A 16,439-nucleotide genomic window follows, 5' to 3' on the forward strand; every position below is an offset into this window, starting at 1 on the left:
CTGGTCAAACTCAAACTAATTTATAGGTAAAGACTATGCCACGTATTAAAGTACTGCCTCACGCAACCATTTGCCCGAATGGCGCTGAGTTTGAAGTTGAGCAGAATGCCAATTTATGCCAGAGCCTGCTGAACAACGGCATTAAAATTGAACATGCCTGCGATATGTCCAAAGCCTGCACCACATGCCACGTAATTGTCCGCAAAGGCTTTGACGGCTTAGATGAAATGGATGATATTGAGGCGGATCTGCTTGACCGCGCCTGGGGCTTAGAACCGGACTCACGCCTGTCTTGCCAGGTTAAAATTGAAAATGAAGACCTGGAAGTGGAAATCCCAAAATACACCATCAACCATGCTTCAGAAAATCACTAAGCCTCAGTCAAGCTGAAGCTTAGCGCATTAAAAAGGGCGCTTATACAGCTAATGCCAGTCAGTTAAGCATTTTTAATCCTCCCCAACCCTCCTTTAAAAAGGAGGGTTGGGGAGGATTATCATAAGTAATAATGAAATTACGCTTAACTGATCAATATTAGAACTTATACAGCGGTCTTTTTTATACGCCAAATAATTTAAGACTTTACATCTTCCACAATCACTTCATCTTCCAGATTCAGCTTCACGATGCCTTCTGAGTTGGTCATTTTCTGCTGGGTCTGCAGGCGCTTAATCATTTTTTCCAGCACCAGAATCAGCTCAGGATACTCAAAATTCTGCACTTCATCCAAATTCAGCAGCAGATGGAAGCCTTTATATTCATAATCAAACCAGCGCTGATAATCGGTTTTCTTGGAGGTGTATTTTTCCATGACTTGCCATGTGCGCACCGGGCCTTTAATGCCTTTCAGGTAAATCGGCGCTTTCGGCGCGCATAGATAGTCATTTTTCACCAGCTGATGGGTATCATCAGAAATCAGGATTTCATCGACTTCCGCAGCGCTTTGCAAGCGGGCCGCCAAGTTGGCATCACGGCCGACAATGGTATATGCCATGCGGTGCGCAGCGCCATAGTTGCCCACGTGGCAATAGCCGGTACTGATGCCCATGCGGATATGCAGCGGCGGATAGCCCATTTTAATCCAGCGCTCGCGCAGCAGTTTCATTTGCTGGCGCATCACCATCGCCATTTCCAGGCAGACTTTTGCGTCCTGCTCTACGCCTTGGCTGTGCGGGTCGCCAAAGAAAATCAGGATTGCATCGCCCATGAATTTGTCAACCGTCGCTTCATACTGCTTGGCGATTTCAGTCATGTGGCTGAGGTAGTCATTCAGCAGGAAGGCCAGGTCGTCTGGAATCAGCGTTTCAGAAAGTTCGGTAAAGCCTTGAATATCTGAAAAGAAAATGGTCAGTTTTTTACGCTTGTATTCAATTTTCGCTTCCGACTCGCCTTTCATGATGGACTGCCAAAGCTGCAGCGGCGCATAGCGGCTCAGCTGGTTTGCAAACTCCATGTAGCGGTTCATCTGATCAAAATAATGATCTTTTTTCTTCGCCATGAATTGCACTTGGCTGCGCTGATAAAAGCTGCCGACGCCAAAATAGGTAATCAGGCAGATAAAGCCTAAAACAGTCAGCTCACTGCTGGTCGGCTCAAAATATTCATGAAAGCCGAAAATAAAGATTGTGGCGCTATAAAAAACCACAATGCCGATCAGGCTGGCTAAGGACACCATCAGGAATGAAATTTTGTTGCTGATGGCTGCGTAGAGCAAAGCGAAAATCGCTAAAAAGGTCAGCACTAAATTTAAGTGCACAGCGGCCAGCATGACCGCAATAATCACAATATCAATAATGAATAAAACGGTGCGCTTTACTTTATTATTGTAGCGGTAGACCAGCCAGCGCGACAGCTTTGGCGTAACCAGCAGCGCGCCCAGCAGGAAAACCGGGAGGTAAATTTGATACTGCGTGTCCGGCTGAGTGTAGTGGTAGACGAGCGTGACCAAAGACAGCATTACGTATCCCATCAGCCGATGAAAGTACTCAAACTGCTTCGGTTCTTTTTTGATCCAATCGTCTAGCGGCACACACTCACTCCTTGCAGACAATCACAGCCATATGTCCCTAATATGGTCCGTTTTCAGGATCAGTCCATACGCCAGTCAAACGGCATGTCGCCTTGACCGCGGAGCGCAAGCATCAGGGTTTGACGCATATGCGCCAGCACATCATTGCTGTAAGGAACAGCAGGCGTGCCCCAAACCGGTTTAGGCCAAGCCACATCATTCTGATAGCGCACAACGTGGTGGAAATGCAGCTGCGGCACCATGTTGCCCAAAGCAGCCACATTCATTTTGTCTGCGCGGAATACGCGGGATAATTGGCTGGACAGCCAGCTGGATTCACGCAGGAACTGTTCCTGATCGGCCTGGCTTAATTCATACAGTTCTGTAATGCCGGGTACGCGGGGAATCAGAATAAGCCACGGAAATTGCATATCATTCATTAAACGACATGTTGACAGTGGAAAGTCGCCTACATAAAACGTATCTTGCGCAAGTTGCGGATGTAAACTAAACATATCTTTATTAATGATGCAAAATTAAAATGATGCCTAATACTATCACATCCTTATGGACGTGAATATTATCAGCTCTGTGTTTCAGTATAAATAACGCTTATTTAACTTGATCTGCGTCACAGCTCGATCTTTAATAAATATCTGCAGAAAATCAGTCATTTCATCCTAAGCGCTCAATCATGCGCTGAGCTTTTGATGCAGGCGCCCGCCAGCTCCGCACTCAGTGCAGTTCTTTCAGCAAACTGTCCAGCAGGTCATGCAGGAACTGAATGCGCTTATCGTATTCTTCCAGCATCACCATCACTTTCAGGCGCTGCCCGCCCTCCATTCTGAAGAAGGTCGGATGCTTCTGCATCATTTGAATAATGCTGATGGCCTGCACCGGGGTATCCGGCGAAAATTCGATATGCCCGCCGCTGCTGCTGATGTCTATCTTGGTAATGCCCAGCTGCTCGGCTTTCAGGCGGAGCTGATGCACGGCAAACAGCTGCTTCACCGGCTGCGGCGGAATGCCGAAGCGGTCGATCAGCTCCATGCGGATATTGTCCAGCTTTTCAGCGCTGTCTGTGTTGCTGATGCGCTTGTAGAACAGCAGGCGCTGATGCACATCGCCCAGATACTCATCCGGAATTAAAGCCGGCATGTGCAGGCTGATTTCCGCCGTAAGTAAAAGCGGCGCATCGAAGTTAGGCGTTTGGCCTTTTTGGATGGCTTTGGTGGCTTTTTCCAGCATTTCCATATACAGGCTGTAGCCAATCGCCTGCATGGAGCCGCTTTGCTGTTCGCCAAGCAGCTCGCCCGCGCCGCGGATTTCCAAGTCTTCTGTAGCCAGCATGAAGCCTGCGCCTAAATTGGCAGCGCGCTGAATGGCATCCAGGCGTTTTTCCGCATCGCCCTTTAAGCCCTTAATGGAAGGCACCAGCAGATAGGCATAAGCCTGATGATGCGAACGCCCGACACGGCCGCGCAGCTGATGCAGCTGCGCCAAGCCAAGCTTGTCTGCCCGCTCAATCAAAATGGTATTGGCATTCGGCACATCAATGCCGGTTTCAATAATGGTGGAGCAGACCAGCACATTGTATTCTTTGTGATAGAACTGCTGCATGACCTGCTCCAGCTCGCGCTCGCGCATTTGCCCATGCGCCACGGCTACGCGCGCTTCCGGCACCAATTCACGCAGGCTCTCTGCGGCGCGCTCTATGGTTTCCACTTCATTATGCAGAAAATACACCTGCCCGCCGCGCAGCAGTTCACGCAGAATCGCCTCTTTCACCGATTCGCCGGTATGCTCCTGCACAAAGGTTTTGACCGCCAGGCGGCGCGCCGGCGGCGTGGCGATAATGGACAAGTCGCGCATGCCGCTGAACGCCATGTTCAGCGTGCGCGGGATTGGCGTTGCGGTTAAAGTCAGCATATCAACATCTGCGCGCATGGCTTTAATGCGCTCTTTATCGCGCACACCAAAGCGGTGCTCCTCATCGACAATCATCAGGCCCAGATTTTTAAACTGCACATTTTCCTGCAGGATTTTATGCGTGCCAATCACAATATCGACTTTGCCCTCGGCCAAATCCTCAATGGTTTTGCTGTGCGATTTGGATGTGCCGAAGCGGGATAAAACTTCAACCCGCACAGGCCAGTCGGCAAAGCGGTCTTTAAATGATTCATAATGCTGCTGCGCCAGCAAAGTTGTCGGCACCAGCACCGCCACCTGCCGGCTGTTCTGCACCGCGACGAAAGCTGCCCGCATCGCGACTTCAGTCTTGCCGAAGCCAACATCACCGCAGACCAGACGGTCCATCGGCTTGGCCTGCTGCATGTCATGCAGCACTGCATCAATGGCGTTGGCCTGATCCAGCGTTTCTTCATAGGCAAAACCGCTGGCAAACTGCATGTACAGGCTTTGATCCAGCGCAAAGCCGAAACCCGGCTTGGACTGGCGGCGCGCCTGAATATGCAGCAGCTCCGCCGCCACATCATGAATCTGCTCCAGCGCCTTGCGCTTGGCTTTATTCCATGCGTCGGTGCCCAGCTTATGCAGGGGCGCCAAGTCCGGATCGCCGCCGCTGTAGCGGCTGATCAAGTGCAGATTGGTGACAGGCACATACACCTTGGCGGCATCAGCATAGTCCAGCTGCAGGAATTCATGATCCTGATCATCAATGCTTAAGGTGATTAAGCCCGCGTAACGCCCCACGCCATAATCGATATGCACCACAGGCGCGCCCATGCTCAACTCGGTCAGGCTGCGGATCAGGAATTCTTCGGAAACTTCCTGCTGGCGCTTGCGCCGGCGCTGCACTACACGGTGTTCATACAGCTGATTTTCTGAAATAACGCTGATTTTACCAGTCAGCAGCAGGCCGCGCTCTAAAGGCGCATTGGTAATGGCAATGGCATGCAGCGAATCCGTAAATTCTTTAAAATTGGCAACATAAGGAATATCGCCTAATGCCGGGCGCAAGGCATCTTTCAATGTTTCACGGCGCCCTGCGCTTTCCGCCACCAGCAGCACCGGATGGCTGACATGGTCAATATAGTTTTTAACTTCAGTGAACGGCTTTTCACGCTTCGGATCGACCGGCAGACGCGGCGGCGCTTCTGCGCGGATATTCAGCACGCCGGCTTTTTCTTCAAAGCTGTCCTGCGACACAATCATCCGGCCAAAATGATTCAGCTGCTCCAGCACCTGGCCCGGCTGCAGAAACAGCTGCTCCGGCGGCAAAATTGGATGGTCAGCATTATGGCGGCGGTCTTCATAACGGCGTACAGCCTCTTTCCAAAATTGCGCCAAACCATCATCCACATGCTGATCTGTAATGACAATGCCATTCTTTGGCAAGTACGATGTCAGCGTGCTTTGGCTTTGCATGGCTTCCGCGCTGAAAAACAGCGGGAAATAAAACTCAATGCCCGGCGAAGCAATGCCTTCCAGCACATCTTGATAAATCGGATTTTTTTTCGGATTGGCTGCCGGAAACTGATCCGCATAGCGGTCACGGAAAACCGAACGGCCTTCCTTTAATGGAAACTCTTTGGCCGGCAAGACCGTGAAATTCTGCAGCGCCTGTGTGGTGCGCTGGGTTTCCGGATCAAAGAACTTCAGGCTGTCAATTTCATCATCAAACAGGTCAATGCGGATTGGCGCGGCTTGACCTGAAGCATAAATATCCATGATGCTGCCGCGGACAGCGAATTCGCCATGATCATAAACCGTATCAACCAGATGATAGCCGGCCTGGATTAGGCGCAGCTTTTGCTGCTCCAAGTCAAATTTCTGCTTTACGCGGATATCAAAGTGTTCGCCCAGCACCCAAGACGCCGGCGCTACGCGCTGCGCGAGGGTTGAAGCCGAGATCAGCAATACGCCCGCGGCGGGCATATTGGATAAAATCGCCAGGCGTTCAGAAACGATGTCCTGATGCGGCGAAAGGCGGTCATAGGGAAGGATTTCCCAGTCAGGGAAAATAACCGGCTTAATGCCGTAAAATTCCAGCTCACTTTCCAACTGCCCCAAATGCTGATTACTGCGGGCCACAATGATGAACAGCTGCTTGGACTGCCCGGCAATTTCTTTAAACAGCAGCCCTGTCGCTGAGCCTTGGAGATTGCCAATCCAGCGTTTTTCGCCCGCTTTCAGCCGGGCAAGGTTCAGTTGGGAAATTTCTTGTTGGAACATGTATATAGCTTTAAAGTCTAAACAACCTGAGGCTTATTTTAGCACGTTGTTTTTATTCCTTGAGCTATTTTTGCCGGCGCGCAACGGCCGCCAGCAGAATCATCAGCATATAAGCGCTTATTTGCGCTCCCGCATGAAATTGCGGTAATAGTCATTCAGGATTTTTACAATCCGCTTAAATTCCAGCAGGTTTTCTTCAGAATTGCCCACATGCACAGCGAAACGCTGACTGGCGATTTCCAAATCAATTTTTTCATTAATAATCATGGCTGCGCCATACAGCGCTTTCAGATCATCAAATGCCGACATGCGCCGGTTGGATAAATACGCTAAGCGCGCAGACAGCGCCTCATTCAGCACAACGCCGCCGACAATATAGCCCTTGCCTTGCGCATATTCAATCTGATGCTGTTCTTTATACAGCTGTTCGGGGCTGGGCTGGCTGCCTTTAAATAAGGCGGAAATTTTATCAAACATGGCAATACAGTTTATTTCATTCGGTGAGGCTATTCTAAAACGGATTGCCGGCTTTAGATCAGGCAGATCCGCAATTGAACTAAAAAAGCGGCAGAAAATGCTGAATGCTGATCAATCAAGAGCTTCAGGAATCAATGCTTCTGCTTTTTGGCGATTCACAGCGCAGGCTGAGCGTTTTAAATCAGAGGTTCAAGCGGTATTGCCCCTCTGTTGCCGCTTTGCCTTGCAATGCAAACAAAGCAGCGGATAACGATTACGCCTATCAAATTCAATTCATGATTTAAAAAATAAAATGCCAGTCAGTTTTCCCACTGACTGGCATCCGCACAAATAGCGCTTTTAAGTCTGCCTCAGCAGTGCATTATGACACTTGCGCAAGGCCTGGCTGTCCAGACTGCACTTCAGAAACCAGATTTTCAAAAGCGAAAATCTGATCCAGCTGCGCCTGCGTCAGCAGATTCTGCTCCAGCACCACCTGCTGAATGGTTTTATTTTCAGCAATGCACTGCTTGCCGATTTCGTCACACTTGGCATGCCCAAGAATCGGGTCCAGCAGCGTAACAATGCCGACACTGCGCATAACCGCGTCATAGCAGGCCTGCTCATTGGCCTGAATGCCCTGAATGCATTTCACATCGAGCGTTTCCAGCGCATGGCGCAGCAGATCAATTGATTCATTAATAGAAACGGCAATCACCGGCTCCATCACATTCAGCTGCAGCTGGCCCGCTTCAGCAGCCATCGTCACGGTCAAATCATTGCCAATCACTTTAAATGCAATCTGGTTCACCACTTCTGGAATCACCGGATTGATTTTGGCCGGCATAATGGATGAACCCGCCTGCAGTTCAGGCAAGCGGATTTCCGCCAAGCCTGTTCTTGGCCCTGAGCTCAATAAGCGCAAATCGTTGCAGATTTTCGACAGCTTCACCGCCAGGCGCTTCAGCGTGCTGGACAGGATAATGAACACGCCGCAGTCGCTAGTCGCTTCAACATAGTCTTCCGCGCCCATTAACGGCAAACCGGTGATTTCCTTCAAAGCCTGAACCGACTCACAGGCATAGCCCTTCGGCGTATTCACGCCTGTGCCGATTGCCGTTGCGCCTAAGTTCACTTCCAGCAGCAGCTGGCGCGTATTGTCAATCAGCTTCAGGTCTTCTTTCAATAAGGTTGCAAAAGCCCGGAACTCCTGACCCAGCGTCATAGGCACCGCATCCTGCAGCTGCGTCCGGCCCATTTTAACCACAGGCTGAAACTCAGCAGCTTTGGCATGCAGGCTGTCAATAATGCCGCGCAGCGGCGCCAGAAGCTCATCCAGACTGTAATACACGGCTAAGCGCAATGCCGTCGGGTAAACATCATTGGTGGACTGCGACTTATTCACATGATCATTGGGATGAATATGCGAATAGCTGCCTTTGCCCAGGCCCAGCTGCTCCAAAGCAATATTGGCAATCACTTCATTGCAGTTCATATTGATTGAAGTACCCGCGCCGCCCTGATAGACATCCAGCGGGAACGCGCTGCTCCACTGTTCAGGATTTGAAATCAGCTGGTCACAGGCCTGCTGAATCGCTTCGCTGATTTCTGCAGAAATTTGGCTAAACTTCAGGTTAGTTTGCGCCGATGCTTTTTTCACCTGCGCCAAAGCGCGGATGAATGGGAGATTTTCGCCGACTTTATGGGCGGAGATTTGAAAATTTTCTAAGGCACGTACTGTATGGATGCCGTAGTAGCTTTCTGCCGGGACTTCTTTTGCGCCAAGCAAATCGCGCTCTATTCTTGTTTCTTCCGATTGAACCGTAGTCACTTTTAAAAGTACTCGCAATTAAACGCACCAAAGTTGTGCATAGTAAAATCTTATACCTGCATCTGATTTTAAATACAATTAATTGATGCAGATTTTGAAATAATTCATTACAAGTTCCCGCTTTCTGCAACCAATGTAACATTGTGTAATTTAACCTGCTGAAAATAGCGCCATTCCCGCTTTGACGCGGCGTCACGGCGCTTTTCCGCCGCAGCGCGCATTTAATCTGCGCCAGCAGCAGTCAAAAATAAAAAATGCGATGATAATAAAGAGGCTGATCCTCTTTGTATCCAAATTTACATTTCGCTGCATAACATGACTATAAATCCTGTCGAAATGTTACAGAACGTAATTTTATTTTTATGCTTGAATCAGCTCCTTGCAAAAATGCACAAAAAGTCATCGCGGACCGATGATCTTCAAGGACAAAGGATGGGCATATGAGTCAACTTAACCCCACATTAATCACCTTCATGTTTTACATCGTGGCGATGGTCGGCATTGGACTGTATGCCTACAAATCCACGAATGATTTCTCAGATTACATTTTAGGCGGACGCAGTTTAGGCAGTGTGGTCACGGCATTATCCGCAGGCGCTTCAGACATGAGCGGCTGGCTGCTGATGGGCCTTCCCGGCGCAATTTATCTTTCCGGACTGTCTGAAGCATGGATTGCGATTGGCCTGATCATTGGCGCATGGCTCAACTGGCTGCTGGTTGCCGGCCGCCTGCGGGTGCATACCGAAGTGCAGAATAATGCTTTGACCCTGCCCGACTATTTCACCAGCCGTTTTGGCGACAAGAAAAAAATTCTGCGCGTCAGCTCCGCTATTGTGATTCTAGTTTTCTTCGCGATTTACTGCGCTTCCGGCATGGTTGCCGGCGCACGCCTGTTTGAAAGCCTGTTTGGCTGGTCATACACTACAGCCTTATGGATCGGCGCGATTGCCACCATCAGCTATGTCTGCATCGGCGGCTTCCTGGCCATCAGCTGGACAGATACCTTCCAAGCCGGCTTAATGATTTTCGCCCTGCTGCTGACCCCAGTCATTACTTATTTGGCAATTGGCGACCACAGCCAGCAGATGACCGTCATGCTGGCCGAAGCGCATCCGCATGCGATGAATATGGTTTCGGGCTTAAGCTTTGTCGCCATCATCTCATCTTTGGCATGGGGCTTAGGCTATTTTGGCCAGCCGCATATTTTAGTGCGCTTCATGGCGGCGGACTCTGTGAAAACCATTCCGGCGGCGCGCCGCATCGGCATGACCTGGATGATTCTGTGCCTTGGCGGCGCAGTCGCGACCGGCTTCATCGGCATTTCATATTTTCAGATGCACCCGGAACTGGCAGCCTCAGTCAGCCAGAACCCTGAAACCATCTTTATGGAATTAACTAAAATCCTGTTTAACCCTTGGATTGCCGGCGTGATTCTGGCCGCGATTCTGGCTGCGGTAATGAGCACGCTCAGCTGCCAGCTGCTGGTCTGCTCCAGCACCCTGACCGAAGACTTATATAAAGCTTTCTTCCGCAAAAACGCCTCTCAAAGCGAGCTGGTTTGGGTTGGCCGCTTCATGGTATTGGCGATTGCGATTCTGGCGATCTGGCTGGCCAGCAATCCATCCAGCAAAGTGCTTGGCTTGGTTGCCTATGCATGGGCCGGTTTTGGCGCGGCTTTCGGCCCGCTGATTATTCTTTCGCTGTTCTGGAAAAGAATGACGCTGAACGGCGCAATTGTGGGCATGGTTGTCGGCGCAGTCAGCGTGATTGTCTGGAAAAACACCATGGCGGATACCGGCTTATACGAGATTGTTCCGGGCTTCATTCTGGCTTTCATCAGCATCATCACGGTCAGCTTAATGGGCAAAGCGCCGTCTCAGGATGTCGTGGAACGCTTTGAACACGCCGATGGACTGTACAAGCAAGCCATGCAGGAACTGAAGGAACCGCGTTTGCCTGCTTCAGACCCTCGCTTAGACTAAAAATCTTTCAGCACGATAAGCTTTTCAGCAAAACAGGTAAGGGGCAGATTAATCTGCCCCTTACCTGTTTATGGATCTGCGCCTTACGGTTTCTGCTTGAACGGAGATTTCAATTTAATCTTGGAGCTTTCCTTAATTACCTCCATCACCGGATAGCTGCGGGTTTCTTTCACCCCCGGCAGCTGCCACAGCACCTGCCCCGAAATTTTGCGAAACTCCTCCATGCTGGCGCAGCGGATTTTAACCACAAAATCAAAACCGCCGCTGATCATGTGGCATTCCACAATTTCCGGATACTGCACCACCGCATCAGAAAACTCCTCCAGCACATTGGGCGTGGTTTTATCCAGAAGGATCTCTACAAACACCACAAAGCTGGCGTTCAGCAGCTCCGCATTCAGCTTGGCTTCATAGCCTAAAATAAAGCCGTCTTTGGTCAGTTTCTGCACCCGCGCCAAGGCCGCTGTTGCAGACAGATTCACCCTTTCCGCCAGCTTAATATTGGAAATCCGGCCGTCATTCTGCAGAATTTCCAGAATTTTGAAATCCGTTCGGTCTAAACTCAGAATTTGGCTCGTCATCTGAATAATTCTCTAAATATGAGCAGGATTATAGTGAGTTATTTGGCATCCTTTCTGTAATCATAAATTATATGAGGCTATTCGCTCAACTTAAATTTATCGTCACAGGACGTTGGCATGAATATGACAGACACAGATACGCATTTTGATGATGCAAAACCGCACTTTGAATACATTACTGAGTTTAAGGAAAAAAGCCAGTATGAAAGCGCGGTGAATACAGCTTGGCGCCGGGCTGAAAGCCAGTGCGTTGAAAATCTGCTTGAGCACAGTGAAATACCGGATAGCCTCAACAGCCAAATTTACAAGCTGGCGTTTGACCTTGCGCACTCACTGCGCGAGCGGAAAAGCTCTGCAGGCAAAGCCGGCATTGTTCAGGGCCTATTGCAGGAGTTCTCGCTGTCTTCACAGGAAGGCATTGCCCTGATGTGCTTGGCCGAAGCGCTGCTGCGCATTCCAGACAAAGCCACGCGCGACCTGCTGATCCGCGACAAAATCAATCAAGGCAACTGGAAAGACCATGTCGGCCAAAGCAGCTTGATGTTTGTCAATGCGGCGGCTTGGGGCCTAATGCTGACCGGCATGCTGATGGAAACCCCGCAGCAGAAAAGCCTGTCCAGCATGCTGACCGGCCTGCTGGCGCGCAGCGGCCGCGGCATTATCCGCAAAGCGGTCGATGCAGCCATGCGCATGATGGGCGAACAGTTCGTTACCGGCGAAACCATTGAAGAAGCGCTGCAGCATGCTGAATCTTTAGAAGAAAAAGGCTTCAGATATTCGTATGACATGCTGGGCGAAGCGGCCTTGACCGAACACGATGCAGACCGCTATTTTGACGACTATGAAAATGCCATTCATGCCATTGGCAAAGCCTCTGCAGGCAAAGATGTCTATAATGGCCCGGGTATTTCCATCAAGCTTTCGGCCCTGCACCCGCGCTATCAGCGCGCGCAGATTGACCGCGTGCATGATGAGCTGTACGGCAAAGTGCTGCAGCTGGCGGTTTTAGCTAAAAACTACAATATCGGCCTTAACATTGACGCCGAAGAATCTGAACGCCTGGAAATTTCTCTGGAGCTTTTGGAACGGCTGTGCTTTGAGCCTGCGCTGGCCGACTGGAAAGGCATCGGCTTTGTAATTCAAGCCTACCAGAAACGCTGCTTCTATGTGGTCGACTATGTTGTGGACTTGGCGAAGCGCAGCAATAAGCGCCTCATGATCCGCTTAGTCAAAGGCGCATACTGGGACAGCGAAATTAAAAAAGCGCAAATTGACGGCATGAGCGACTACCCGGTGTTCACCCGCAAAGTGCATACCGACCTGTCCTATATTGCCTGCGCGAAAAAGCTTTTAGCCGCGCCTGAACTGATTTACCCGCAGTTCGCCACGCACAACGCGCAGACAGTGGCAACCATTTATCATTTGGCGCAGCCTGAACACTATTATGCCGGCCAGTACGAATTCCAATGCCTGCATGGCATGGGTGAACCGCTGTATGAAAAAGTTGTAGGCGAGCGTCTGGACAGCAAGCTCGGCGTTCCGTGCCGCATCTATGCGCCGGTCGGCAACCATGAAACCCTGCTGGCCTACTTGGTGCGCCGCCTGCTGGAAAATGGCGCCAACACCTCTTTTGTCAACCGCATTGCCGATAAAAGCCTGAAAATTGACGATCTGATCGAAGAGCCGCGTCAAACTATCCTGCTGGCTGCCAAACAGGAACAGCAGGTTGGCGCCAAGCATCCGTCTATTCCTTTCCCGGCAGACCTATACGGCAAGCAGCGCCGCAATTCATCCGGCCTGGACTTGGCGAATGATGCCGAACTCAGCGCGCTTAACCAGACCGCGCAGCAGCTGGCAGGCAAGCAATGGCAGGCAGCGCCAATGGGCGCAGCTTTTGATGAGCTGCCGGATACCGCGCCGGTTGCCATTCAAAACCCGGCAAAGCATCAGGATACTGTGGGCTATGTGCATGAGGCTGACAGCAAGCAGGTGAATCTGGCCTTAGAGCATGCCCTGCATGCGCAAGCAGACTGGACAGCAATGCATCACCATCAGCGCGCCGAATGCTTAAGCCGCGCTGCCGATTTAATGGAGTCACGCCTGCAGGAGCTGATGATTCTGCTGTCGCGCGAAAGTGGCAAGACCTATGCCAATGCCATTGCAGAAGTGCGTGAAGCGGTAGACTTCCTGCGCTATTACGCAGCGCAAATGCAGGACTTGAGCGCAGATGCCGCTATTCAGCCTTTGGGCACCGTGCTATGCATCAGCCCGTGGAACTTCCCGCTGGCAATCTTCAGCGGACAGGTTGCGGCTGCGCTGGTCACAGGCAATACCGTAATTGCCAAACCGGCCGAACAGACCCCGCTGATTGCAGCGGAAGCCGTCCGCATCTTATGGCAAGCCGGCGTGCCGCAGGCTGCGGTGCAGCTGATTCCGGGCCGCGGTGAAACCGTCGGCGCGCAGCTCAGCGCAGACCCGCGCATTCAAGGCATCATGTTTACCGGTTCAACCGAAGTTGCCCGCATCCTGCAGAAAACCGCGGCGCAGCGCCTGAACCAGCATGGCCAAAGCATTCCGCTGATTGCTGAAACCGGCGGCCAAAACGCCATGATTGTGGATTCATCCGCCCTGACCGAACAGGTTATTTTAGATGTAGTCAGCTCGGCCTATGACAGCGCCGGACAGCGCTGCTCCGCCCTGCGCATCCTCTGCGTGCAAGAAGACAATGCGGATGCTGTGCGCACCATGCTTAAAGGCGCAATGCAGCAGCTGCGCGTCGGCAACCCGGCCTTGCTGCAGACAGACATCGGCCCAGTGATTGATCAGGAAGCGCAGCTGAACATTCAGAACCATATTGATAAAATGCGCAGCAAGGGCTATCCGGTGCATCAGCTGATGCGCAATGCAGATGCGCAGGCTTTGGCCGGCGGCACCTTTATTCCGCCGACGCTGATTGAACTGCCGAATCTGGATGATCTGGAACGTGAAGTCTTTGGCCCAGTGCTGCATATGATTGTTTACAAATACGGCGAGCTGGAACAGCTGCTGCAGCGCATCAATGACAAAGGCTACGGCCTAACCATGGGCCTGCATACCCGCATTGATGAAACCATTCAAAAAGTCATTGCGCATGCAAAAGTCGGCAACCTGTACATTAACCGCAACATTGTCGGCGCTGTTGTCGGCGTGCAGCCTTTTGGCGGCGAAGGCCTGTCTGGCACCGGTCCTAAAGCGGGCGGCCCGCTGTATGCATACCGCCTGATGCACGAATGCGCGCAGAAAAAACTGGCGGCGCCTTTTGCAGCCAAAGCCATGACGGCTGCCGCCGCGAATCCGGTTTTTGACCGCTTCCTGGCCTGGGTCAAGCAGACCTTCCCGCAGCTGGCGCTGAGCCTGCCGAAACCGATTGCCGTTGGACAGCATTTTGAGCTGCAAGGCCCGACCGGTGAAAATAACCAGTACGCCATTCTGCCGCGCCACAGCGTGCTGTCGCTGGCGGAACAGGAAACTGACCAGATTCACCAGCTGCTGGCAATATTCGCAGCCGGAAGCCAGCCAAGCGTTTTAGCCAATAATACTTTCGTGCTGAAATATCTGCCAAGCATGCCTAAGGAAATAGCGCAGCAGTTCAAAGTAATTGCTGACTTGAATCAGGGCGACTATGAAGCTGTGCTGCATCACGGTTCATCGGCTGAACTGCTGCAGCTGCAGGCGCAGATTGCGCGCAGGAACGGCGCGATTGTCGGCATTACCCACTTGAACCCGGGCGAAGCCGATATTCCGCTGGAACGCTTTGTGATTGAACGCGCCATCAGCATTAATACCGCAGCGGCCGGCGGCAACGCCAGCCTGATGACCATGAACTAGGCAAATTAAAACAAGAAGAAATACGCTCTCCCATCCTGCCAAATCTTCAGTCTGGTCATTGAAGATTTGGCTTTTTTTATGGCGCCGGCCAGCAGCCGCATTTGCGCCGCCAGCATTGTGCGCTACTCGCCTGAGCAGCCTCAAATGAATGGCTTTGCATCACAATATTTTTAGGCATATCGGCAAAATTTTGCTACCATCGGCTTTTTAAAATTATTGCGATTTTTACTGCATATGACTTCATCCTATCAGCAGCAGCTTGATGCCAAAACTGCGCGCATCACCTCCCAATTTGCCGAATACAGCCCGCCGGCTTTAGAAGTGTTTGCTTCAGCTGAGCAGAACTTCCGCATGCGTGCAGAATTCCGGATTTGGCATACTGAAAATGATATGTTTTATGCCATGTTTGAACGCAATGAAGACCAGCAGAAGCAAGTTGTCCGCATTGATGAATTCCCGATTGCCGACCAAAGCATTAATGCCTTAATGCCTAAGCTTTTAGATGCATTGAAAGCCGATCCTGCATTGTCTAAGCGCCTATTTGAAGTGCATTTTCTGGCGACCTTAAAAGGTGAAATTCTGGTTTCATTGGTTTACCGCTGCCCGCTGGATGCGGCATGGGAAACTGCAGCCAAAGCGCTGTCAGAACAGCTGAATATTAAGATTTATGGACGCAGCCGCGGCCAGAAGCTGATTTTGACCGATGATTATGTGGTTGAAGAACTGCAGGTCTTTGACCGCACCTATAAATACAAGCAAATTGAAAGCAGCTTTACCCAGCCAAATGCGAAAGTCTGCCAAAAAATGCTGGAATGGGCATGCAATGCAGCGCAGCAGTCAGATAAAGACTTGCTGGAGCTTTACTGCGGCAACGGCAATTTCACCTTGCCATTGTCTACCCGCTTCAAGCGCGTGCTGGCAACAGAACTGGCCAAATCCTCGGTATATGCTGCGCAGTGGAATATTGAGCAGAACGGCATTGACAACATTCAGGTGGCGCGCCTGTCTGCGGAAGAGTTTACTCAGGCCTATAACGGCGAACGCGAATTCCGCCGCCTGCAGGAAGCCGAAATTGATCTTGCCGGCTATGATTTTGACACCGTTTTTGTCGATCCGCCGCGCGCCGGCATTGACGATGAAACACTGAAGCTGCTGCAGCGCTTCGAGCGCATTATTTATATTTCATGCAATCCGGACACCTTGCATGACAATTTAAAGACCTTGGCGCAAACGCATAAAATCACCCGGTTTGCCCTGTTCGACCAGTTCCCTTACACTCATCATGTGGAATCCGGCGTTTTGCTGGAAAAGATTTAACTCAGTTCTTTCCAGTCATTTGCCCAACCTAAAAAGAATTCAAGCAGATAATGCCAGTCAGTTCAGAAATTGACTGGCATTTTTTAGATTCTAAATTTTATTTAGAGGCTTAGGAAGTTAAAGAGGGCTGTTGCGGAGTAGTTAAAGCAAAATTTAGGAAGCCACACAATGTAATGCCCTGAACAGCGAACCAGCTCCTGAAGCCT

General features: G+C 50.9%; 11 protein-coding genes. 5 read left to right on the forward strand and 6 right to left on the reverse strand.

Annotated features, from left to right (window positions below):
• The first annotated feature begins 35 nt into the window (after positions 1 to 35).
• On the forward strand, positions 36 to 374 hold the full coding sequence (gene fdx / locus RSA72_RS10810; protein WP_068908266.1) for an ISC system 2Fe-2S type ferredoxin: 339 nt from the start codon (positions 36 to 38) through the stop codon (positions 372 to 374).
• Between the two features lie 197 nt (positions 375 to 571).
• Here fdx and RSA72_RS10815 read toward each other — a convergent pair whose 3' ends face one another.
• The 4 genes from RSA72_RS10815 to RSA72_RS10830 form a co-directional block, all read right to left on the reverse strand.
• A complete protein-coding gene (locus RSA72_RS10815; protein WP_332624492.1) occupies positions 572 to 2,026 on the reverse strand; it encodes an adenylate/guanylate cyclase domain-containing protein in 1,455 nt (484 codons plus the stop codon).
• A 59-nt stretch (positions 2,027 to 2,085) separates the two neighbouring features.
• Positions 2,086 to 2,520, reverse strand: coding sequence for an HIT domain-containing protein (locus RSA72_RS10820; RefSeq protein WP_120401265.1), 435 nt, complete (start codon positions 2,518 to 2,520; stop codon positions 2,086 to 2,088).
• A 220-nt stretch (positions 2,521 to 2,740) separates the two neighbouring features.
• Positions 2,741 to 6,199, reverse strand: a complete 3,459-nt coding sequence (gene mfd / locus RSA72_RS10825) for a transcription-repair coupling factor (protein WP_332633175.1) — start codon at positions 6,197 to 6,199, stop codon at positions 2,741 to 2,743.
• A gap of 117 nt (positions 6,200 to 6,316) precedes the next feature.
• Positions 6,317 to 6,676: a hypothetical protein gene (locus RSA72_RS10830; protein ID WP_332623538.1), complete on the reverse strand. Its 360-nt coding sequence runs from the start codon at positions 6,674 to 6,676 to the stop codon at positions 6,317 to 6,319.
• On the opposite strand from RSA72_RS10830, the gene RSA72_RS10835 reads away from it, so the two are divergent.
• Positions 6,675 to 6,926 carry a hypothetical protein gene (locus RSA72_RS10835; RefSeq protein ID WP_332623537.1) on the forward strand — a complete coding sequence of 84 codons (252 nt, stop codon included), beginning with the start codon at positions 6,675 to 6,677 and terminating at the stop codon, positions 6,924 to 6,926. The two genes, RSA72_RS10830 and RSA72_RS10835, sit on opposite strands and share 2 nt — an antisense overlap.
• A 111-nt stretch (positions 6,927 to 7,037) precedes the next feature.
• Here RSA72_RS10835 and aspA read toward each other — a convergent pair whose 3' ends face one another.
• A complete protein-coding gene (gene aspA, locus RSA72_RS10840) occupies positions 7,038 to 8,486 on the reverse strand; it encodes an aspartate ammonia-lyase (protein WP_332623540.1) in 1,449 nt (482 codons plus the stop codon).
• 440 nt (positions 8,487 to 8,926) lie between these two features.
• Here aspA and putP point away from each other — a divergent pair, with 440 nt between their 5' ends.
• Positions 8,927 to 10,468, forward strand: a complete 1,542-nt coding sequence (gene putP, locus RSA72_RS10845) for a sodium/proline symporter PutP (RefSeq protein WP_332623536.1) — start codon at positions 8,927 to 8,929, stop codon at positions 10,466 to 10,468.
• Between the two features lie 83 nt (positions 10,469 to 10,551).
• Here putP and RSA72_RS10850 read toward each other — a convergent pair whose 3' ends face one another.
• A complete protein-coding gene (locus RSA72_RS10850) occupies positions 10,552 to 11,049 on the reverse strand; it encodes an Lrp/AsnC ligand binding domain-containing protein (RefSeq protein WP_332623535.1) in 498 nt (165 codons plus the stop codon).
• A gap of 123 nt (positions 11,050 to 11,172) precedes the next feature.
• Between RSA72_RS10850 and putA the strand changes: the two genes are divergently transcribed.
• On the forward strand, positions 11,173 to 14,916 hold the full coding sequence (putA, locus tag RSA72_RS10855) for a trifunctional transcriptional regulator/proline dehydrogenase/L-glutamate gamma-semialdehyde dehydrogenase (RefSeq protein WP_443098294.1): 3,744 nt from the start codon (positions 11,173 to 11,175) through the stop codon (positions 14,914 to 14,916).
• Between the two features lie 234 nt (positions 14,917 to 15,150).
• Positions 15,151 to 16,233, forward strand: coding sequence for a tRNA (uridine(54)-C5)-methyltransferase TrmA (trmA, locus tag RSA72_RS10860; protein WP_332633179.1), 1,083 nt, complete (start codon positions 15,151 to 15,153; stop codon positions 16,231 to 16,233).
• The last annotated feature ends 206 nt before the right edge of the window (positions 16,234 to 16,439 follow it).

It is taken from the genome of Acinetobacter sp., assembly GCF_036659555.1.
Lineage (GTDB): Bacteria > Pseudomonadota > Gammaproteobacteria > Pseudomonadales > Moraxellaceae > Acinetobacter.

Excerpts from the sequence above, each read along its gene's own strand:
- fdx (WP_068908266.1), top strand. The coding sequence starts at position 36 with ATGCCACGTATTAAAGTACTGCCTCACGCAACCATTTGCCCGAATGGC.
- RSA72_RS10820 (WP_120401265.1), bottom strand. The coding sequence starts at position 2,520 with ATGTTTAGTTTACATCCGCAACTTGCGCAAGATACGTTTTATGTAGGC.
- mfd (WP_332633175.1), bottom strand. The coding sequence starts at position 6,199 with ATGTTCCAACAAGAAATTTCCCAACTGAACCTTGCCCGGCTGAAAGCG.
- RSA72_RS10835 (WP_332623537.1), top strand. The coding sequence starts at position 6,675 with ATGGCAATACAGTTTATTTCATTCGGTGAGGCTATTCTAAAACGGATT.
- RSA72_RS10830 (WP_332623538.1), bottom strand. The coding sequence starts at position 6,676 with ATGTTTGATAAAATTTCCGCCTTATTTAAAGGCAGCCAGCCCAGCCCC.
- putP (WP_332623536.1), top strand. The coding sequence starts at position 8,927 with ATGAGTCAACTTAACCCCACATTAATCACCTTCATGTTTTACATCGTG.
- RSA72_RS10850 (WP_332623535.1), bottom strand. The coding sequence starts at position 11,049 with ATGACGAGCCAAATTCTGAGTTTAGACCGAACGGATTTCAAAATTCTG.
- putA (WP_443098294.1), top strand. The coding sequence starts at position 11,173 with ATGACAGACACAGATACGCATTTTGATGATGCAAAACCGCACTTTGAA.
- trmA (WP_332633179.1), top strand. The coding sequence starts at position 15,151 with ATGACTTCATCCTATCAGCAGCAGCTTGATGCCAAAACTGCGCGCATC.